The following is an 18,614-nucleotide window of genomic DNA, read 5'->3' on the forward strand; positions in this document are numbered from 1 at the left end:
CCCCTTCGACTTCAATCTTTATTAATTATACCTCTTCTAACCTCCTATGTCATGCGAGTTACACAAAATACCATTGTATAACTTTTGCCATTCAAAAACCCCTCATGCACTGAAGTGACCCCTAAAAGTTAGACACGGTTATTTCGTTTAGGCAGCTTGGGTAAAATGGGTTCGGTACTGCACCGGACTCATTTTTAATTTTGCCTTTATACGTTTCGTGTTGTAATAGTTTATATAGTTTTCAAGTTCCTTTTTAAAATGCTCGACACTTTCAAATTCCTTTAAATAGAGAAATTCCGACTTCATGATGCCAAAGAAATTCTCCATGACAGAATTGTCGTAACAGTTAAATTGTTTTTTCCAAACACGAAGTGTAGAAGGAGTAGCTATATGAAAGATAGCTGCCGTTTCAAGTAAGGACGTACCGTTTTCAATCATATAGTTTAGTACGTCTAGTTTAAACTGTGCCGAATAATTTGTATATCGTTTTATAAATGTTTCTACGCCGTTATACTCATATTGTTTTGCCCAATTAAGAATTGCTTTGTGATCTGTTCCCATTGATTTAGCAATTTCATGTGAACTTTCTTTGCCTTCTAAGTAGCGTAGGACTGCTTGTAATTTTTCTTCTGATGTATATTTAGCCATATAAAAACTGCTCCTCCAATTGTTAGACGTGTCTAACAATTGGGGAGCAGTTCAGGATTATCCATCGCTTGGGGGGTTTCTTTTTGATTATTTTTCTGTTGTCATAAAGCGACGACGTAATAACACGAAGCCTAGTGCTAATAATCCAAAGCCGACAACCATTGCAGTTGTTGAATTTGCATCATTTGTTTGTGGCAGTTTGTTTTGGTTATTATTTGCTGCCGCAAGCACGTTAGCCGCTTCTTTCAATTCATTTAGAAGGCTTCTCACTAAATCCATGTTTACAAGCTCGTCAACGTATGCTTGCTCCTCTGGAGATAATGATTCATATTGCTTAATGAATGCTTCTAGGTCTTGAATTGTTTGCTGAAGCTTCGCTGGATTTTTCGCTAGTTCTTCAACAATTTGAGGGATATTTGGTACTTCATAGCGTACCGGCTCCTCTGAACCTGGTGTTGGTGGTACAGGCACGATACCTGGAATACTTGGAATCAACTTGATTACTTCCTCAGCCTCTGGAGTTATTGGCTCCGTTGGATTTGGCGTTTCACCTGGTACTGTTGGATCTGTTGGCTCACCTGGTGTTGGTGGTACCGCTGGATCTGTCGGCTCACCTGGTGTTGGTGGTACCGCTGGATCTGTTGGTTCACCTGGTGTTGGTGGTACCGCTGGATCTGTTGGTTCACCTGGATTTGGCCCTGGATTCGGGTTTGGTTCCGGTCCTGGATTTGGTCCTGGACCTGGGTTTGGCCCTGGATCTGGGTTTGGTCCCGGTCCTGGATTTGGTCCTGGATTTGGTCCTGGGTCTGGGTTTGGTCCCGGTCCTGGATTTGGTCCTGGATCTGGGTTTGGCCCTGGATCCGGATTTGGTCCTGGCGTTATCTCTGGCTCGAACGGAATAGGGTTCTTTGGAATACATTCCTCTATACGTGCCTCTTCTGTTCTATCTGGGCGAGAAATAACTAAAGTCCCACCATCTAATTTAATAATTTTTAGGATTACACCGTTCAGATCGACAATGTAATATTCATCGCCTATTACTAGCTTTGTTTTATCAATCGCTAAATTGCCATCCACGCCTACTGTTGCAGTGTCGCTTGATGTTGCAATTGTTGCCACATCAATTGTTGTCGTATCTGCGCTTGTAATTGTGCCTAGGACTGTGCCTGAAAGAACATATACATTTGTATTGGCATGACCCGGAAGGTTGATAACCGGTAACTCACATGCTGGGAATACAAATTCTCCTTTACAATCTGCTACCGTAATTGTTCCTACGATATTTCCTGCTGCATCTCTAACTACTAAGCCAGTGCCATCTGCAAATGGAACTTGGAATTTGCCATTGCTATCAACTGTCACTGTTTCAATAATAGAGCCATCTGTAATTGTAATTGTTTGGTTTGCTAACTCTGTGATTGTCACATTTGCAACACAAGCCTCACACTCTACAATTACTAAATTTGTAATGCTTGATGTAAGATCTATTACCTTCTCAAAGCCTGTTGTCATGTTTGTTACAGTGTATTTAGCTGGCGGTACAGTTGTATTAATTGTGCCATTTCCATCTGTTATAACTGTAAATGTCTTACCATTGCCATCATCAAATCGGTATGTTGTGTTAGGAATTCCTTGATTATCACAACCGTTGAATGTGATGTTAGCTGTTTTACAATCTTGTGTAATTGTTATTGGAATTGGACCAGTTGTATTTTCGTCGATTGTAATAATATCAGTTACTTCAAAATCAGTTGTTCCACCAAGTACAATGACGTACTTGCCTTCATCTAATTGTTTTGTTGCTGTTCCATTGATAATTGTTACAGTTTCTTTCGTAGAAGGGATTAATGCGTCGTTTCCATCTACTTTGTAAATATCGACTGTCGTTACACCTAGCTGATCACAGCCGATTAGTGTGATCTCTATTGGAACTGGATCACATAGCTCAGTAACAGTGATTGGATTCGTATTAGATGTTGTTTTTGTTATTTCGAATTCTGTACTTCCATGCTCTGTAGTACCATGTGGATAAGCGATATATTTGCCTACTGGAAGCTCAACTTTCCAATTTGAATTAACATCAACTGTTGCTACAAGCACATTCGTTTCACGATTATAAATATCTACCGATGTTCGTCCTGCTTTTGCACAACTGTTGAATTGAATCGTAATTTCCTCGTCACACGGCTCATCTACTAGAACGATTTCCGCTTTCGCCTTTGTTACAGAGAACTTGCTTCCATTTCCTCGTTCACTAGCTGGATAAGCAATATAATCTCCTTCAGCTAACTCAACTGTATACTCACCAGTTACAGCGTCTTTCATAACAACTGTTGCCGTACCTGTTTTGTCGCCAGCTGCGTCAATTGCATAAATATGAATTGCCTCTGTTGTATTATCTCTTTCACAACGGTCAAAGCTGATAATGATTTTTTCATCACCACATAGTTCATCTACAATGATAGATGTTAGTTGTTTCGTCTTGTCGATAGTGAAATCTGTACCATTCGACTTAGTTCCACCTGGATATGCTACGTAATCACCTTCTAATAGTTCAGCAGTCCAAGTATTCGCCTCACTTACCGTTACTTTAGAAGAGTCAATAACATCTCCATTTTCATCTTTTTTGTAAATATCTACTGTTGTTGTACCAAGCTTATCGCATGAATTGAAGACGATTGTGATCTGTTCTTCTGTACATGGCTCATCTACAGAAACAGTTGAAGTTACATTATTTGTAATTGTAAATGTTTTACCGCTTAATGTAGTTGTCGCTAAATCAGTACCACCTGGATATGCTACATAAGTACCTGTTGGTAAAGTTGTTGTCCATCCTGGCGTGTCACCAACTATTTTAAAAGGTGTAGTTTCACCTGATTTATAAATATCTACAGTTGTTATACCAGTAGCATCTTTTGTACAGCTATTAAATTGAATTTCAACCGTTCCACAATCCTGTGTGGCGATTGTATATTCAGTGTCACCTGCTGTAATCGCAATTGTACGTTCTTCCATTCCTGAGCCTGACACTTTATATGTGCCGACAGGGATGTTTCGAGTAACTTCACCATTATCATCTTCCGATACTGTCACAACATATTGTTTACCTGAAGTAGTATCTTCAAACGTGAATGTGCCAGCAACTGGACCATAGCAATCTTCAAATGTTAAATCTACTAAGTTGCTACCAAATGGAACTTCCTTCTTAGGTGTTGGATCTTCATCACGTGTCACTGGGAAAGTCGGTTCAGCTGGATTTATACACTCTGGATTTGTACTTGAAATTTGCTTTACAACAAAGTCTGCTGTGTCCTCTCCATCAGGTAAGTCAAACGCTACTAAAATATCTTTTGAAGATTCCCCAGCTGCTAAAGTTACTGTTGCTATTCTGTTAGCATCGTTTGTAGCATCTGTTGCATTTGCATAAATACCATATACACGAGTACCTAGCGTACAAGCATCATTAATTGTTACTGTACGTTTGATTTTTGTATTTTCAATTTCTAGTTCATACTCCCCACTTATAAAAGGTGTATTAATATCTACCACAAGCTCATCATTCAGTAAGCCTGAAGCAAATTTTTCATAGCCCACAGGGAATTTTGATTCTGAAATTATATACTTATCAAATAGTACATCGTTGAATGTCGCTACTCCAAGTGCGGTTGTAGTAGCTGTATAATCTTCTTTTTCACCCGATGAATCTTTTTGACCTGTAAGTGTAATTGTAGCACCTTCGATTGGTTCACCGTTATCCGCATCTTTCTTTGTAATAACAATTGTACCTTTACCACGCTCATTAACAAATGTTGGTGGTGTTGGTGGTGTTGGCGGTGTATTATTATTTTCTACACATGTACTACTATCAATAACGACTGGTTCATTTGCTCTGTCGATAAAGTAAGGGCTATTGACACCGTCTTGTATGATAACAAATGTCCCCTCACCTAATTTTGAGAAGTCGATTTCAAACTGCCCATTTGAATCAGTAGTTAAAACTTCCGAAACATGTAATCGACTTGTTACATCTGTGTAATCTGAAGGATCGATCGGTGCATCTCCATCTGGACATGCCGCTAAAGGATTCTTCTTATACACTTTGAATCTGGCACCCGGGATCGGATCGCCATTTGGATCTTCATTTGTTACTGTTACTTTAATTGGATCATCCTCTTCTGGGAACTCAAGATCCCCAGGTTCATCTGGTGTAACAGTCACTGGGTCTGAAGGATTACCAGATTCACATCCCGGTGAAATAGTTAATTGACTCACTGTATATTCACCACTTGCTAAATGTAAGTCTTCAAGCTGGATTTTATTCTCACCCGCTTCAATTGTGATGATACCTGTTGTTGGATCAATACCGTCAATAACGTTACCTAGAGCATCATGTGTCACAGGGTTACCATCTGGACCAATTAATCGATATGTTGTGGCTTCTACACCGCAGCTATTTGTAATAATGACTGTGCGTAGGAGCTTTTTGTTGGTTACCCCAATATTTGTCTCACCAGTTATTTTATCGTAATCAAAGACTATACCTGCATCAGTTGTAAATCCAGGTGCGCTAACTTTTTTAGCAAGACCTTCATATGCGAAGTTTGGATTATTTGTGTATAGCTCTGTTACTCGATATTTATCTTGTACAATAGTTGTTACAGGGGTCGATTTTGAATCGAGGTTAGCCCTAGTTCCATACCAAACTCCAATCTCGCCGTCCTCATCCGTTTTACCGAAATAAGTATTCCCTGTTTCCACACCTGTTAATTGAATAATTGCGTTTTCGATTGGTGTATTGGTAACTCCATTTTCATCACGCAATTCTTTCGTTAACGTTAAAGCTCCGACACCGCCCTCTGTTTGATCACGCTCATTTTCAAATGGAGGAATTATTGGTGCTGTTGGTGTTTCTGGTGTGATTTCGATACAGTCCGCTGTTACAGAAGCATTTGCTCTATTGACATAGTATTTATTTGCTTCTTTTTGAACAATAACATACGTACCTGCTCCGTATTTAGAATCTGTGAAATCAATTTCAAATTCACCTTCGCTTTCACCTTCGCTATCTGTTGTACGTTCTTCAACAAGTGTCCAATTTGAATCTAGTGGGTCTGGAATTGACACTTTTCCATCTGTAGGGTCGATTGTTGGACAAGCATTTACTTTATAAACTGCAAATGTTGAACCTTCAATTTTCTTTGTCGGTTTATCCTTCTCTCTATTTTCTACAGTTACCTTAATCGGTTGATTTGTTACCGATTGAGATACCTTTGCAATAGCATCTGTTTTAATTTCTGGTACAGAAACAGGCGTAGCATCTAAGATATAACCTGGCACTGTTGCTACTTCCTCAAATGTGTAGTCGTTGCCTACCGGTAAATACGGAATATAAATTTTACCGCTTGCATCGGTTTCAAAGGCATTATTATATGTTTCTCCACCTTTTGAGATAGATGTTCCAATAGGGTTGTTTTTCATATCTTGCGTTACAACTGTGCCACCCTTTTTCAACACAAATACTACACCTTGTAACGATTGACTTTGATTATTTCGCTTCGTTAATTCAACCGATTGCAATACTTCATCATTATTAACTGTCCAAGTTTTTTGATCAGTACCTGCATCTGTTAAATTTCCAACTGTTACTGTGTATTTTGCGTACTTCGCTCCACCTTCTTCTACCACTACTTCAATATTCGAAGCACCTAAAAGTGTCGTTGGGGCTACATAGCCTGCTGGTAGCTTTTCTTTTATTACATACGTACCTGTACCGATATTAGGAATTTGAATCTTACCTTCTGAATTAGTCGTAAACACATCATCCATTACTTGGAACTTACCTGACTTATTCCATATTGTAAATTCAACGCCATCTAACGTCTTATTTTTAGTAGCATCGTCATGGTTGATTCCTTGTTTTGTAATTTCAAGATCTACACGACTAAATGCCATTCCAGCGTCTGAGTCGTTGTAGACGAATTGTGTGTTTACCTCAGATTTCGTCGATTCATCGCTTACAGATGTACCAGATGATGTAATCGTATAATTTAATACAGCACTGTTGGTTACTGTTTCGCCATTAGGTCCTTCATAAAATGTTTGATAGGTTAATTGATAAGAAGGATTGGACTCAGGTAAAATGTATTCAAATGTTGTGCCATCACTATTGAAGGTTATGTCTTCTCCAGGTATAGACACTGGTTCACCTAATGTCACTCCGTTAGCAGTGTGATTATACGGTGCTAATTTAAATGAATTCTTTACATAGAATTGACGAACATCTGAATTTGCACTTGATAACGCATCCTTCACCGTCACTCCTTCAATTTGTGAGCGAGATTTATTAATATCCACTGCCCATTCGATTGTAGAGTCTGCCGAATTCACAGCGCCTCTTTTATCAATCAAGTTATCTGCCACATCCACTGTGACTTCTGCCTCTCTCGGCTGCCCTTTTAATACGTTGCCTAGGAAAATTTGTGCATTATTTTTGTACGTTTTATTTTGCTTATCATTTCCTGAGTTACCTGTACCAATAATGCCATCGCTATCTTTTGTTTTATAGACGATTTCATAGGCTGATGTTGTAGGACTAGTAAATGTAATTGTTAATGATTTCCCTGCAACATTCGCTGTATAACCAGCTGTTAATGCATTATCGCCTCGCACTAATTGACCATTCGGCTGGACAGTAAGTGGGTAGATTTCTAAATCAGGTGCTGCTGTCCCTTTAAAATCTTGATAATTATCCAATGTATCTACAACTCTATCAATCTCGTTTTGATTTACGTTTGCCTTTAATGTCCATGTGAATTCTTGTGTTTGGTAATTATAGCTACCTGATTTAATCGCATTGTTTTGGAATGCTTCTAATGGCGTAAATGTACCTGTTTTTCTTTCATCAGGTCTATTGTCGCCTCCACCCCATTCAAACTGGATATGATTTTGATAGGCTGTTTTTCCACTAGCAGCTAAGTACCGTTCTAACACATCAAAATTAGTTTTATAGTAGAAAACCATTTTGTCAGTAATTGTACCAACATTTAATGTAAATCCATTCGCATCGATTGTAGGAGTTAAAGTATTTGGGTCAACCCCACTTTCACTTCTGAAATAGTTACCTCCTGTATAGGAAATTAGCCCTAAATTCCCATCAATGTCCAATGTATCTTTAATGACTACATCTTCCATTGTTTTAAGGTCAGCATTTAATTCAACCTTCCACTCAACTTCCTTCTGGGAGTAGTCAACGCTACTTACATCTTTGCGACCTATACCTTCCCCCATATAAAGATCCGTAGAAACCCTGTAATCATAGCCTTCTCCTGGTGTGCCGACTTCCACTGTATTCGCTACTGGTGCTGGTGCTGCTCCATTTTCACCATGAATAACATCCATTGTGGCCTTTGTTGTATATTTTAGAATATACGGCTTTGTTGTTGGTTCGTTGAATGTCACTGTGATGCTTTTCTCAACCAAATCTGTGTCAATTGTTGCAAAGCTTGGATCTACCTCTGTTTCCTCAGTACCATTCACTTCGTATAGCTTAATTGAATCTGCGTCATATTGGTGTAAGCTATTAGTACCCAATGAATCTTTTAATACTTTACCTTGAATTTGATTGCCAATATAGTTATAAGCAACTTGCCACTCCGCCTCATACTTATCACCTGTATAGGTTTTTTCAAGCGGCTTACCATATTCAAGGTCTACTGTAGCATCAGCATCCCAATTCAGTGTGTTACCACTAATTGTAGGCGTTACCGCTACCTTGTTTTCGAAGTTTTCTACTTCTGTCTTTGGTGTACGTGCTACTTCTGTGATATATGTTACTTTATAAGCATTTGTACCTGTAAGACCTGATAATGTAAAGTTCAAACCTGTTGCATTGTCAGTGATAGTTGGCGTAGTAACTGTTGTCGGTGTTCCTACGATTGCAATCTCACTTAATTTAGGTTCTAGTTGTACGCTTTCAATTTTCACTGAATTTGGTACAAGCGTTAAGTCACCATTTGCCCAACTATCATTGAATTGGAATTGTGTCATTGCTTGCGCTGATTGATTGACCCATGCTGTCCACTTGATATAGCGTTTAGCTGAATCGCCATTCGGTACTTCACTCGCATTTACCTCTACACCTTCCTTTGAAAGTGCTGAGCTTCCCCCTTTAGGGCTAAATGTGAAACGAATATCTGTTGTTGTGGCTACTCCATATTGAGGAATTTTCAATTCTTGTTCCAAGTCTTCTGTTGCAAAGTTGCCAAATTTAGCTGAAAACTCAAACCAGCCATTTGTGATTCCACCTGGAACATATCTTTTTGCTGTAACAGTTACCAGTTTATTTTCATCAACACTGTATTCGAAATACTTTACACCGCTAAATGAAACATTGCCTTGTAAAGATTGTTTATCAAATACTAAAAATGAATCTGGTAAATTAAATTGGAACGTATCTCCATCTTCAAATTCCAATTCATCCGATGTTGAAAATTCATAGCGAAGCTTTACTGAATCGCCCGCTTGCGGTTTTACAGCATTCGCATCAGCCGTTGACTTAATTAATGTACCGTTATAATCTAAATGTACAAAACTAAGCTCTAGGTCTTCTTGCGGAGTACCCGCAGCAAATACTGTACCAAATGCACTTAACGGTCCAATCAACGTCTGGAACACTAATAGCATTGTCAGCATTGCAATATTAATCTTTTTCCTCATGTCCCTCTCCTCTTCTTAGGTGTGAGAGATTGCCCTTGTTGTTTGCTGACGACGTGTAACCTAATGTTAGGAATGGCTACTGCAAACAGTTGGCTAGTCTCTCTTTCCTAGTTTAGTTAGTCGTCATTGTCGAACACACATTCAATCTTTGAAGAAAAGCGGAGACAAGGTCACTTTGTTGCCTGTTTCCTAAAATATGTGTATTCATTTTTTGTAACGAGCCGATAAAAATTTGTCTCACCTCCTTCAAAGCATCGGCATATTTAAGGGCTTAATTGGAATTAGATTTTAGTTAATTTGTCTACTCCTATTTTACGGAAGACACCTAAACAAATTCTGTACAGCCTTTGGTACTAGAAGGCTTTCATACCTTCATCAATCTATATGTCTACAAAGTCGTAATATAACTAATTTTTCCATTATAAAAACCGACAAAAAAACCTTAACTAAATATGAAAGTTCATAAATAGTTAAGGTTTTAACTCATGTTTTTATTTTTTTACTTTGCTCACTAATTTTTTTATGTTTTTTAACAGTACAGGCTTTACTTCTTTATGTTTACTTTCTGCCCCATCAAATTTTGCTACCGAGCTTACTCCTGTTACTGGTGCTTCTACCACCACCATTGTTGCTGATGCTTTAATTGGGCTACAAGCGATGATAATTGCTGCTAGTAAAACAAGTGTTACTGTATTGATTTTTTTCTTCATAATTTCCTATGCCCCCGTTTATTCCTTATATTGCAAGTTGGTAGTATCTCGATTAATCATGTATTCTAAAATATATACTTAATGACCTACATCCATAATCATCGGCTGGATAAATATAAAATTAAGTAGTCTTAAATACTTAATTTTAATTTCGAATATTTTTCTAACTAGTTCTTTTCTCTATGTATTTATAATTTCTTCAATGTCGAACTCCTTCTCAGTGCAGTGGAAAATTAGCTTTCTACTTATTTTTATTTTAAATTCAAAAAAGCCGCAAAACTCAGTGTTTATCCTATTTCCAAAGAAATTCTTTTCTATTCTACCTAGTTAATTCTCTGATGAAACATCATAAAAAGCGTCCCAAAAGCAGGCAATGCACTGCTTTTGGGACGTCTTCATACTTTTTAATGATGATTTTATAACAATCTCCGTAATTCTTCTTTGAAAATTTCATCTATTGTTTCATCTGTCAATATTTCTTCAGGGTAGTATACTTTATGATCTGTTTTTAAGCGTCCTGCTATAGCGTCAACAAGTAAGCTTTCCTGTGATAGCTCGCGTACTTCGCCGTTTGCCATTTGTAGCATAATTGGTAGCTTTCCTATTGCTACACCTGGTTGATATAAATCATATGGTAAATCAGAGGTTGAATCGTGTACGAGGTAGTAGGCTGTGTCAATTCCTATTTGTTGAAATAATTGCTGTAAGCGAGCAAAGCGCTGTGGTTCTTTCTTTGGATTCATATTAATATAGCCAAATAACTTGCGATTAATGAAACGGGCACTTAAATCACGTAATATGGCATCGTCCTCCTGCATCCAAAATTGAATATACGTCAGCATAATGCTTTCGTCTAACGCAATATAATCTTCTACAGTAATCGTATTATTAAAAAATGGTTGAAAGTGAACAGGTGCATGCTTAAATTGATAATTTTCCTCACTCAAAACTTTCACACGCTTTAATATATGATTCAAAATGACTTCCGCGCTGCGTGATACAGGGTGAAAATAAATTTGTAAGTACATTTGATAGCGTGACATAATATAATCTTCTACCGCATGCATACCGCTTTCCTTAATAACTACTTGATTCATGCGAGGTCGCATTACTCGCAAAATGCGCTCCATATCAAAATGCCCATAGCTCACACCCGTATAATAAGCGTCCCGCTGTAAGTAATCCATGCGGTCGGCATCAATTTGGCTTGAAATTAAGCTGATTACAAGTTTATTTGGATATGTTTTTTCAATAACTTGTGCAACCTTTTCAGGGAAATCGGGAGCTACTTTAAGTAGTACAGCATTTACCTCTGTGTCACCTAGCAAAATCGCACGTGTAAATTCCTCATGGTCTGTTGCAAAAACATTTTCAAATGCGTGGGAAAATGGACCATGTCCTAAATCATGAAGCAGTGCCGAACATAGCACTAATAAACGCTCTGATGCATCCCATTCAGGCCTACCTGCAAAAATATCATCAACAATACGGCGCACAATTTCATAAACTCCTAGCGAATGGTTGAAGCGACTATGCTCTGCACCATGAAACACTAAATAAGTCGTACCAAGCTGACGAATGCGGCGCAAACGTTGAAACTCTCTTGTGCCGACTAAATCCCAAATGACTTGGTCACGCACATGAACATAACGATGTACAGGGTCTTTAAACACTTTTTCCTCAACTAATTTCGCCGTTGCATAGCTCATTTCACATACCTCCTTCACTCTAGTTAGTCGTATTTTATCATTTTTTCACAAGGATAAGCGAGAGAGCCGAAAAACCATTATAAAAAGCCGATTCATACCAAACACAGATATAAATCGACTTTTCAAGCACTTCCTTATTTCTCTATAGATAATACTTTATTTCGTCAAGATGCTCGATTGTAAAAATATTCGTTAAAATGAGCTGGAGTGTTGGCGTGTCAGCTTTTGCTAGAGCCTCTTTTATGTCATCGGGTAGCTTACCAAATTTACTTGTTAATTGTAGAAGTGCTACATCTATCATTGCTTTTTGGACTCCTCTTTGTTCTCCTCTTCGCTCTCCTTCTCGCTCCCACATTTCCGCTAATGTCATTGTGAACTCCTCTCCCTTCATTTCGTTTGTTTCCAATTGATTAATAATGATTTTAATATCATCTTTAGTTAACTTTCTGCCCGCTTCAAAAATATATCGAAGTAGTGTTTCTATATAACCTACCGCCGAAGCTTTATCTGTTAGTTCACGTAAGTGGTAAAATGCCTTTGCTATGGAGTCAATTAGTTCTGCCCCTTCCTTTGTTTGGACATCACGTAGCAGAGTCATGACAATACGGGTGATGACAGAGCCTCGAATATCTTCATCATGATAAACAGATAAATCGTACAACACATATTCAAAATTCGGTATATACTTGTGAATGTCTGATGATAGGCTTTCATACCCATTCAGTTGTGCACTCAAATTCGTAGGTAGCTTCCATTCTTTTTTCCCATGATAGATGACTATAGGAACAACGATTGGCAATTCTCGCACTCGCTCTTTATTGCGCTTCGCCTCCCAAATTTCCACCATATATTTTAATAATTGAATTGCTATATCCCTATCTACATAGCTTTTATGTTCAAATAATAAATACAAATAGCCTTCTTGCTCGTTGATTGCCACTTTGAAAAGAAGATCAGAGAAATTTTCTTCTAGTTTTGGATTCAAAAAACTATCCTTCTGCGGCTCCAGTGTTTCAAGATTAATTACTTGTCTTATCGTTTCTGGAAGATAGTATTGAATAAAATCTTTTGTAACTTCTACATTGCCAAACGTTTCTTTAAAAAATTTGTCATGTGGATTTTGCAACTTCATTTCAATTCTCCCTCCTCACCGCTTATATATTTATTATAGCAAGGTAAAGTGGTAAAATGCGAATTTAGCTTGCAATAAAAAAGAGCCTGTACAACAGGGAGTGATTTCATCTCCTCCCTGTGACAGTGCTCTTTTTACTTTTTCAACTTTGCCAGAACTTTTTCCATTAACTCGTCTTCAGTTAATGCAGCAACTGGTCTACTATTCACGAAGGTAAATGTTTTTTTACGGCCAGGACCGCAATATGAATGACAGCCAATTTCAATCGTTGCTTCGGGATCAATTTCTTTTAATTTCGGAATTAACGTTTTTAAATTAACGGCCTGACATTCATCGCAAACTCGAAATTCGTTTGCCACTAGAGTCAACACCTTTCTATTTTCGCTTTTAATCTACTAGCTATTTTAGCTTATGGCGGGGCTCGCATTCAAGCGAAATCCTAATTTCTCCGTCAAAGATTTGAAAATTTATGTAGCCTTTGCATAAATCATTTGGGATTTGGTCATGCTTAGTAATGAACAATCAAACTATGAACATTATAGGAGGTAAGATTAATAATGAAAGTAAGACAGGATGCTTGGTTAAAAGAAAACGATGAGCTATTAGCAGAGGCGGTGTTACGTCATGTAAAAGAAGGAAGCACACAGTTAAATGCCTTTGATGAAGTTGGTGATGCACTAAATCGAACAGCGGCTGCCTGCGGTTTTCGTTGGAATGCAGTTGTTCGAAAAATGTATGAGGAGCAATTAACAGAAGCCAAAAGGGAGCGTAAAGAGAGATTGCGAGCATTGGGCAACCCATCTCGTCGCCGTGCACAACATATACTCGTTACAGCAGATAATGGTGATGCGAAATCTATCCCTTTATCGACGCTATCTTTAGATATTGTTATTGCTTATTTAATGCGTTTACAGCATAGTGCAGGTGACGCCGAAAGCTCGAAGTGGCGTTACTTAGCAAACACAGCAACTGAAAAAAATCGCGAGCTAGAGCAGGAGCTCGAAATGCTTCGCAAGGAAAACATCGCAATTCGGGAGGACTATGAGCAGTTTGTCCAAATTATGAATCGTGCGCGCAGATTTGTGGCACTAGATGAGGAGGAAGAGCGTATTGCACCGATTTTTAAAATGGAGCGTAACGGCAATTTAATTTCTTCCATCGAAAATGATGAAATACAAATGTGAGTGGAGGCTGTCCAAAAAGCCATGCATAGCTGGTGTTTTGGACAGCTTGTATTTTTGCTAATGAAAAGTGTGGGGAACACTGGCTTTAGCGCTGTTACCATTAAATAAAAAGTAAGCGAGGAAAAGCTTGATTGCAATGCTTTTTCAAAATAAAATGGACTTTTCGGACAATCTATTTTTTAGAAAATCGACAATGAAAAAGCAAACACGCGGGTTTCAGTGGTCTGAGATTCGCCATTGTTTATTTGCATGGTTCCCGAATATATTTGCTGGTCCCATTTTATTTGTGATATGCCTATGCTATTGGCGTTTCGCTATTTTTTGTGCTATACACTGTTCATTGGTGGCTTGCCCTATTTTGTTCGCGGTGTTTTCAATTTTATCAGCAACTTAGTACAATTTATCGGCGATTTTCTTGATTCTATTGACGTTTTGCTTTTTTTAGTTTATACGACTTGCTCGCAGCTTTTATTTCGCCAACATGCTTTGATTGCGCTGCAAGACGCGCTGTAAATAGTACATATATAACTCATTTTCTGTTGGCTTCAAAGGTGTAAGCACCCAGTTAATGCCTCTTTGTTGTAACATTTGTTGGATGCGCAAATTTAGATCAACGACCGTCATATTGGTACCTGTCAGTTCCTGTAATGATGCCATAACACTTGGTTCAATGCGAGGATATTGAAATTTTGTTTCTTCCTGTTGTAGGCTTCTTTCATAAAATTGTTTAATAAGCTCTGCTCGCTCACTCCCACTACCCTCTATACATAAATAAATTTGCACTGCGATGCCACCCTGCATACGCCTTTGTGAAATTCCTGCGAATTTCTTTCCACCAATACTTAAATCATAGGAGCCAGGACAATAGGAGCCTACGATTTCATATGCCTCAATATCCTCAGCAATTTCTGGAAGCAACATTTTAATAAATTGTACCATCATATCGAATGCTGAATTAATTGATAATGGCTGTTCTTTTTCGCTAATAACAAGAGATATATTAAGTACACCTGGATCGAGCACAACTGCCAAACCGCCTGAATTACGTACAATCGGCGTGTAACCTTGCGCATTTAGCAAGTGCATGCCCTGCTCGATAAATGGTAGGCGATGGTCTTGGATGCCTAACACAACAGATTCCTTATGTACCCATGTACGAATGGTTGGTGTAGTCATTTGATGTCCGACTAAATGACAAAGTGTATCGTCCATGGCAAATGACGCTAACGGAGAGCGCGATTGTAAATTTGATTCATCTACTAGTCTCCACTCACAAGTTTGAAAAAATTGTTCCATAATTGTTCTCCTTAATCTCACAAATTCAACTATCCTCTAGCATACACGAACAAGTTGTCACTGAAAAGTCATGACGAAATCGTGACAGTTAGCACTTAGGAATGTCTTATATAGAGGAAGTTGTGCTAAACTAATAGAGAATGATTTTCAATTAAAAGGAGTGTTTGATAAATGAACGAAGCAGCGATTACGTTAGATGGCTGGTATGCATTACATGATTTCCGCTCAATTGATTGGGCCTCTTGGAAGCTTGTTTCAGTAGAGGAACGTACTGCAGCAGTTGAGGAGTTTATCGCCTATTTAGAGAAATTAAATGAGGCGGATATTGCCAAAACAGGTGCACATGCTTTTTATGCAATTGTTGGGCAAAAAGCGGATTTCATGCTAATGACATTGCGTGAAACGATGGATGAGTTACAGGAATTAGAGGCGGAATTCAATAAATTGGCGATTGCTGACTTTACAATTCCGAGCTATTCCTACGTATCCGTTGTAGAATTATCGAACTATTTAGCAGGCGAATCAAATGAGGACCCTTATCAAAACCCACATGTTCGTGCACGCCTATATCCTGAGCTACCACGTTCTCAATATGTATGTTTCTATCCAATGGATAAGCGTCGCCAAAACGACGATAACTGGTATATGCTATCAATGGATGAGCGTAAAGCATTAATGCGCTCACACGGCATGATTGGTCGTGGCTATGCTGGTAAGGTGAAACAAATTATTACAGGCTCTGTCGGTTTTGATGATCATGAGTGGGGTGTAACGTTATTCTCTGACGATGTTTTACAATTCAAGAAGCTTGTGTACGAAATGCGCTTTGACGAAGTATCAGCACGCTACGGTGAATTCGGCTCCTTCTTTGTCGGTAACATTTTAGATAAAGAAAAGCTTGCAAAGCTTTTAACTGTATAATTAATATAAAAAGATGGGCGTCCAAAAAGCCGTGCAGTTGCCGGCATTTTGGACGCTTTCGTTAGTGTTACTTCAAAAAGTTCACTTGGGTAGAATTACAAGAAGATTCTTTAAAAATAGAAGAAACACTAGGTCTAGAGGATTTTCTTCTGAATAAAAGTGAATAAGTGGAAATTAAATTTTCACTGTCTATGCAAGACAGAGTTGTCCGAAAAGTCCATTTTATTTTGAAAAAGCATTGAAATCAAGGTTTTCATTGCTCCCCTTTTATTGAAGGAGTACACCGCTAAAGCCAATGCTCCTCCCATTTTTAAAAGAAGCGTTTTCTGCTTATATGAATCAACATTTTGTGAAACATCATCGCTACTGTCCAAAATGCCGGCTACGCACGGCTTTGGACAGCCCCATTCTTATATTTTGTTGTTATAGCTCATCTGGTGCTCGTAAAATAATGATAACCAGTTGAATAAAGAAGCCGATGCAAACAATGAGAATGAATAAATACCAATGAAGTGGTTGTTCGTAGTAGGCCGCGATTAAAAAGGCTAAGACGGCACTGAACAGTATGCTAAATAGGCTGCTTATGTTCATCACCTCTTCTTCTCTTGTCCCACATAGCATATGCATTTTTTGCATAAGCAATACAGGCCATTGTACTATTTTTATTAATGCGAAAAGAAAGGTGTTAGCACTAGTTCAGATTTTTCAAGCTGTTTGGTGGAAGTCAACCTAAAACCGTCACGTGGTGCATTATGCAGGTCTACCTTAGAAATCTATGACATTCGCCGGGGTCTTGGCAAACACGATATTGGTCACTCCGCCATTATCTTAGTATGTGATGTTCTTAGACCGAGCTCCTCTTTTTCATCGGTGTCCCGCCACTTGGTGAAATAGTTCTAATGCTTACCGCCTATAGAAGGTAGGGACTTCTATATCTGTCGCCTCGCTATCGGTACAGGAAACATGTACTGAAAGAAGTTAAAAAAATGCTATAATTTAATAGTGGTAATATTTTCATATATAAAGATTTTCCTCTATAAGCTTTTTCTAATTTACACAGGGTACAATATAAAAACAGGAACTATATTATTTAACACTTTTTAGTACCCACAGCGTACATAAGCTGCCGATTACTGAATTGCTATAAATTTAATGGCTTATGCGAAAAACTTCTTTCGCTACTCTCAACTATCAATATATAAAAAATTACAATTCATATAAAAGGAGTTCATAAATGAATTTAGGAGCAAAAGTTACACAAAAGCAATTAATGGATATTTTATTAAACGTGGCTGTCATACGCCCCGTATTTATTTGGGGTGCACCCGGTATTGGAAAGTCAGCACTTGTTGAAGAGTTTGCGAAGCAAGTCGGGTTGCCATGCGTTTCACTATTAGGAAGTCAGCTTGCACCAGAAGATATTATGGGTGTGCCACAAATTATTAACGGGAAAACAGAGTTCTGCCCGCCTACAATGATTGCCAAAGACGAGCCGTACTGCTTGTTTTTAGATGAGCTGAATGCATGCTCACAGGAAGTTCAAAAATCTTTTTATAGTTTAATTCATGACAGACGTGTCGGGAACTATACCCTACCTGAAGGTTCCATCGTCATCGGTGCAGGAAACCGTGCGCAAGATAGCGCCATTGTTAAAACAATGAGCTCCGCCCTTATTAATCGCATGTTTCATACACAGTTACAGGTTTCTCAAAAAGAATGGCTTGAATGGGCTATGGACGCTGGCATTCACCCAATTGTCATTGAATATTTACAAGTTCGACCAGATCATTTATGGAAGCAGCCACCTAAGCATGAGGAGCCATTTTCAACACCGCGTAGCTGGCATATGCTTAGTGACGCTTTATATGAATACGGCGATGAAAATCTAACACCCGAAATCATTGGTATTCTAGCAGAGGGTTGTATTACACCACAACACGCCATTCAATTTAAAGCCTTTTATAAGCAAACTGATACGAAGTACTACTTAAATCGAATTTTAGCTGGTGAAATGAAATTCCCAAGTGAGCCCGAGGACCGTGATATTTTATATTTCCTCGTCCAAAGCTTCCGTGCGCAAATTGTGAAAGAGCTTCCTGCTGCAAACGATAAAATTACTGCAGCACAACGGAATTTTGCACATCAAGCAAAATCACTTATTAAAGATTTAGCCACGATTAGCCATGAAATGGCACAGCTTGTGGTTATGACACAAGAGGACGAGACCAATTTGCCGAAATGGTTTATGACGGAAATTATTCGAGACTTACCGCGACTTGTAGAGCGAAAGGATAAATAA

Annotated in this window: 10 protein-coding genes and 2 pseudogenes; 3 read left to right on the forward strand and 9 right to left on the reverse strand. The window is 38.4% G+C overall.

What is annotated here, in order from left to right; translation table 11 throughout:
* Window positions 1-147 precede the first annotated feature (147 nt).
* From MHB51_RS09425 to MHB51_RS09455, 7 genes and pseudogenes are all read right to left on the reverse strand, one after another.
* Window positions 148-348, reverse strand: a pseudogene (locus MHB51_RS09425) (IS3 family transposase); the annotation flags it as partial.
* A gap of 9 nt (window positions 349-357) precedes the next feature.
* Window positions 358-648 (reverse strand): annotated as a pseudogene (locus tag MHB51_RS09430) (transposase); the annotation flags it as partial.
* Window positions 649-735: 87 nt separating this feature from the next.
* Window positions 736-9,363 carry a collagen binding domain-containing protein gene (locus MHB51_RS09435; protein WP_342558008.1) on the reverse strand — a complete coding sequence of 2,876 codons (8,628 nt, stop codon included), beginning with the start codon at window positions 9,361-9,363 and terminating at the stop codon, window positions 736-738.
* A 491-nt stretch (window positions 9,364-9,854) separates the two neighbouring features.
* Window positions 9,855-10,073, reverse strand: coding sequence for a hypothetical protein (locus MHB51_RS09440; protein WP_342558009.1), 219 nt, complete (start codon window positions 10,071-10,073; stop codon window positions 9,855-9,857).
* Between the two features lie 416 nt (window positions 10,074-10,489).
* Window positions 10,490-11,782, reverse strand: coding sequence for an HD domain-containing protein (locus MHB51_RS09445; RefSeq protein WP_342558010.1), 1,293 nt, complete (start codon window positions 11,780-11,782; stop codon window positions 10,490-10,492).
* Window positions 11,783-11,924: 142 nt separating this feature from the next.
* A complete protein-coding gene (locus tag MHB51_RS09450; RefSeq protein WP_342558011.1) occupies window positions 11,925-12,914 on the reverse strand; it encodes an Rpn family recombination-promoting nuclease/putative transposase in 990 nt (329 codons plus the stop codon).
* Window positions 12,915-13,048: 134 nt separating this feature from the next.
* Window positions 13,049-13,273 carry a DUF1450 domain-containing protein gene (locus tag MHB51_RS09455; protein ID WP_042470727.1) on the reverse strand — a complete coding sequence of 75 codons (225 nt, stop codon included), beginning with the start codon at window positions 13,271-13,273 and terminating at the stop codon, window positions 13,049-13,051.
* Between the two features lie 195 nt (window positions 13,274-13,468).
* Here MHB51_RS09455 and MHB51_RS09460 point away from each other — a divergent pair, with 195 nt between their 5' ends.
* On the forward strand, window positions 13,469-14,098 hold the full coding sequence (locus MHB51_RS09460; protein ID WP_066168140.1) for an RsfA family transcriptional regulator: 630 nt from the start codon (window positions 13,469-13,471) through the stop codon (window positions 14,096-14,098).
* Window positions 14,099-14,566: 468 nt separating this feature from the next.
* Here the strand turns inward: MHB51_RS09460 and MHB51_RS09465 are convergent, their stop codons facing one another.
* Window positions 14,567-15,394 carry a lipoate--protein ligase family protein gene (locus tag MHB51_RS09465; protein WP_342558012.1) on the reverse strand — a complete coding sequence of 276 codons (828 nt, stop codon included), beginning with the start codon at window positions 15,392-15,394 and terminating at the stop codon, window positions 14,567-14,569.
* 171 nt (window positions 15,395-15,565) lie between these two features.
* On the opposite strand from MHB51_RS09465, the gene hemQ reads away from it, so the two are divergent.
* Complete coding sequence (gene hemQ, locus MHB51_RS09470) at window positions 15,566-16,315, forward strand: hydrogen peroxide-dependent heme synthase (protein ID WP_066168134.1); 750 nt, start codon at window positions 15,566-15,568, stop codon at window positions 16,313-16,315.
* Window positions 16,316-16,738: 423 nt separating this feature from the next.
* On the opposite strand, the gene MHB51_RS09475 is transcribed toward hemQ, so the two are convergent.
* Window positions 16,739-16,951 carry a hypothetical protein gene (locus MHB51_RS09475; protein WP_342558013.1) on the reverse strand — a complete coding sequence of 71 codons (213 nt, stop codon included), beginning with the start codon at window positions 16,949-16,951 and terminating at the stop codon, window positions 16,739-16,741.
* Window positions 16,952-17,549: 598 nt separating this feature from the next.
* Here MHB51_RS09475 and MHB51_RS09480 point away from each other — a divergent pair.
* Complete coding sequence (locus MHB51_RS09480; protein ID WP_107942008.1) at window positions 17,550-18,614, forward strand: AAA family ATPase; 1,065 nt, start codon at window positions 17,550-17,552, stop codon at window positions 18,612-18,614.

Origin of the sequence: Metasolibacillus sp. FSL K6-0083 (assembly GCF_038630865.1) — a bacterium.
In the GTDB taxonomy this organism is placed as follows: Bacteria; Bacillota; Bacilli; order Bacillales_A; family Planococcaceae; genus Metasolibacillus; species Metasolibacillus fluoroglycofenilyticus.

Bases quoted from the DNA above. Each gene is read 5' to 3' on its own strand.
- MHB51_RS09450 (WP_342558011.1), bottom strand. From the start codon at position 12,914: ATGAAGTTGCAAAATCCACATGACAAATTTTTTAAAGAAACGTTTGGC.
- MHB51_RS09440 (WP_342558009.1), bottom strand. From the start codon at position 10,073: ATGAAGAAAAAAATCAATACAGTAACACTTGTTTTACTAGCAGCAATT.
- hemQ (WP_066168134.1), top strand. From the start codon at position 15,566: ATGAACGAAGCAGCGATTACGTTAGATGGCTGGTATGCATTACATGAT.
- MHB51_RS09480 (WP_107942008.1), top strand. From the start codon at position 17,550: ATGAATTTAGGAGCAAAAGTTACACAAAAGCAATTAATGGATATTTTA.
- MHB51_RS09465 (WP_342558012.1), bottom strand. From the start codon at position 15,394: ATGGAACAATTTTTTCAAACTTGTGAGTGGAGACTAGTAGATGAATCA.
- MHB51_RS09435 (WP_342558008.1), bottom strand. From the start codon at position 9,363: ATGAGGAAAAAGATTAATATTGCAATGCTGACAATGCTATTAGTGTTC.
- MHB51_RS09475 (WP_342558013.1), bottom strand. From the start codon at position 16,951: ATGCAAAAAATGCATATGCTATGTGGGACAAGAGAAGAAGAGGTGATG.
- MHB51_RS09445 (WP_342558010.1), bottom strand. From the start codon at position 11,782: ATGAGCTATGCAACGGCGAAATTAGTTGAGGAAAAAGTGTTTAAAGAC.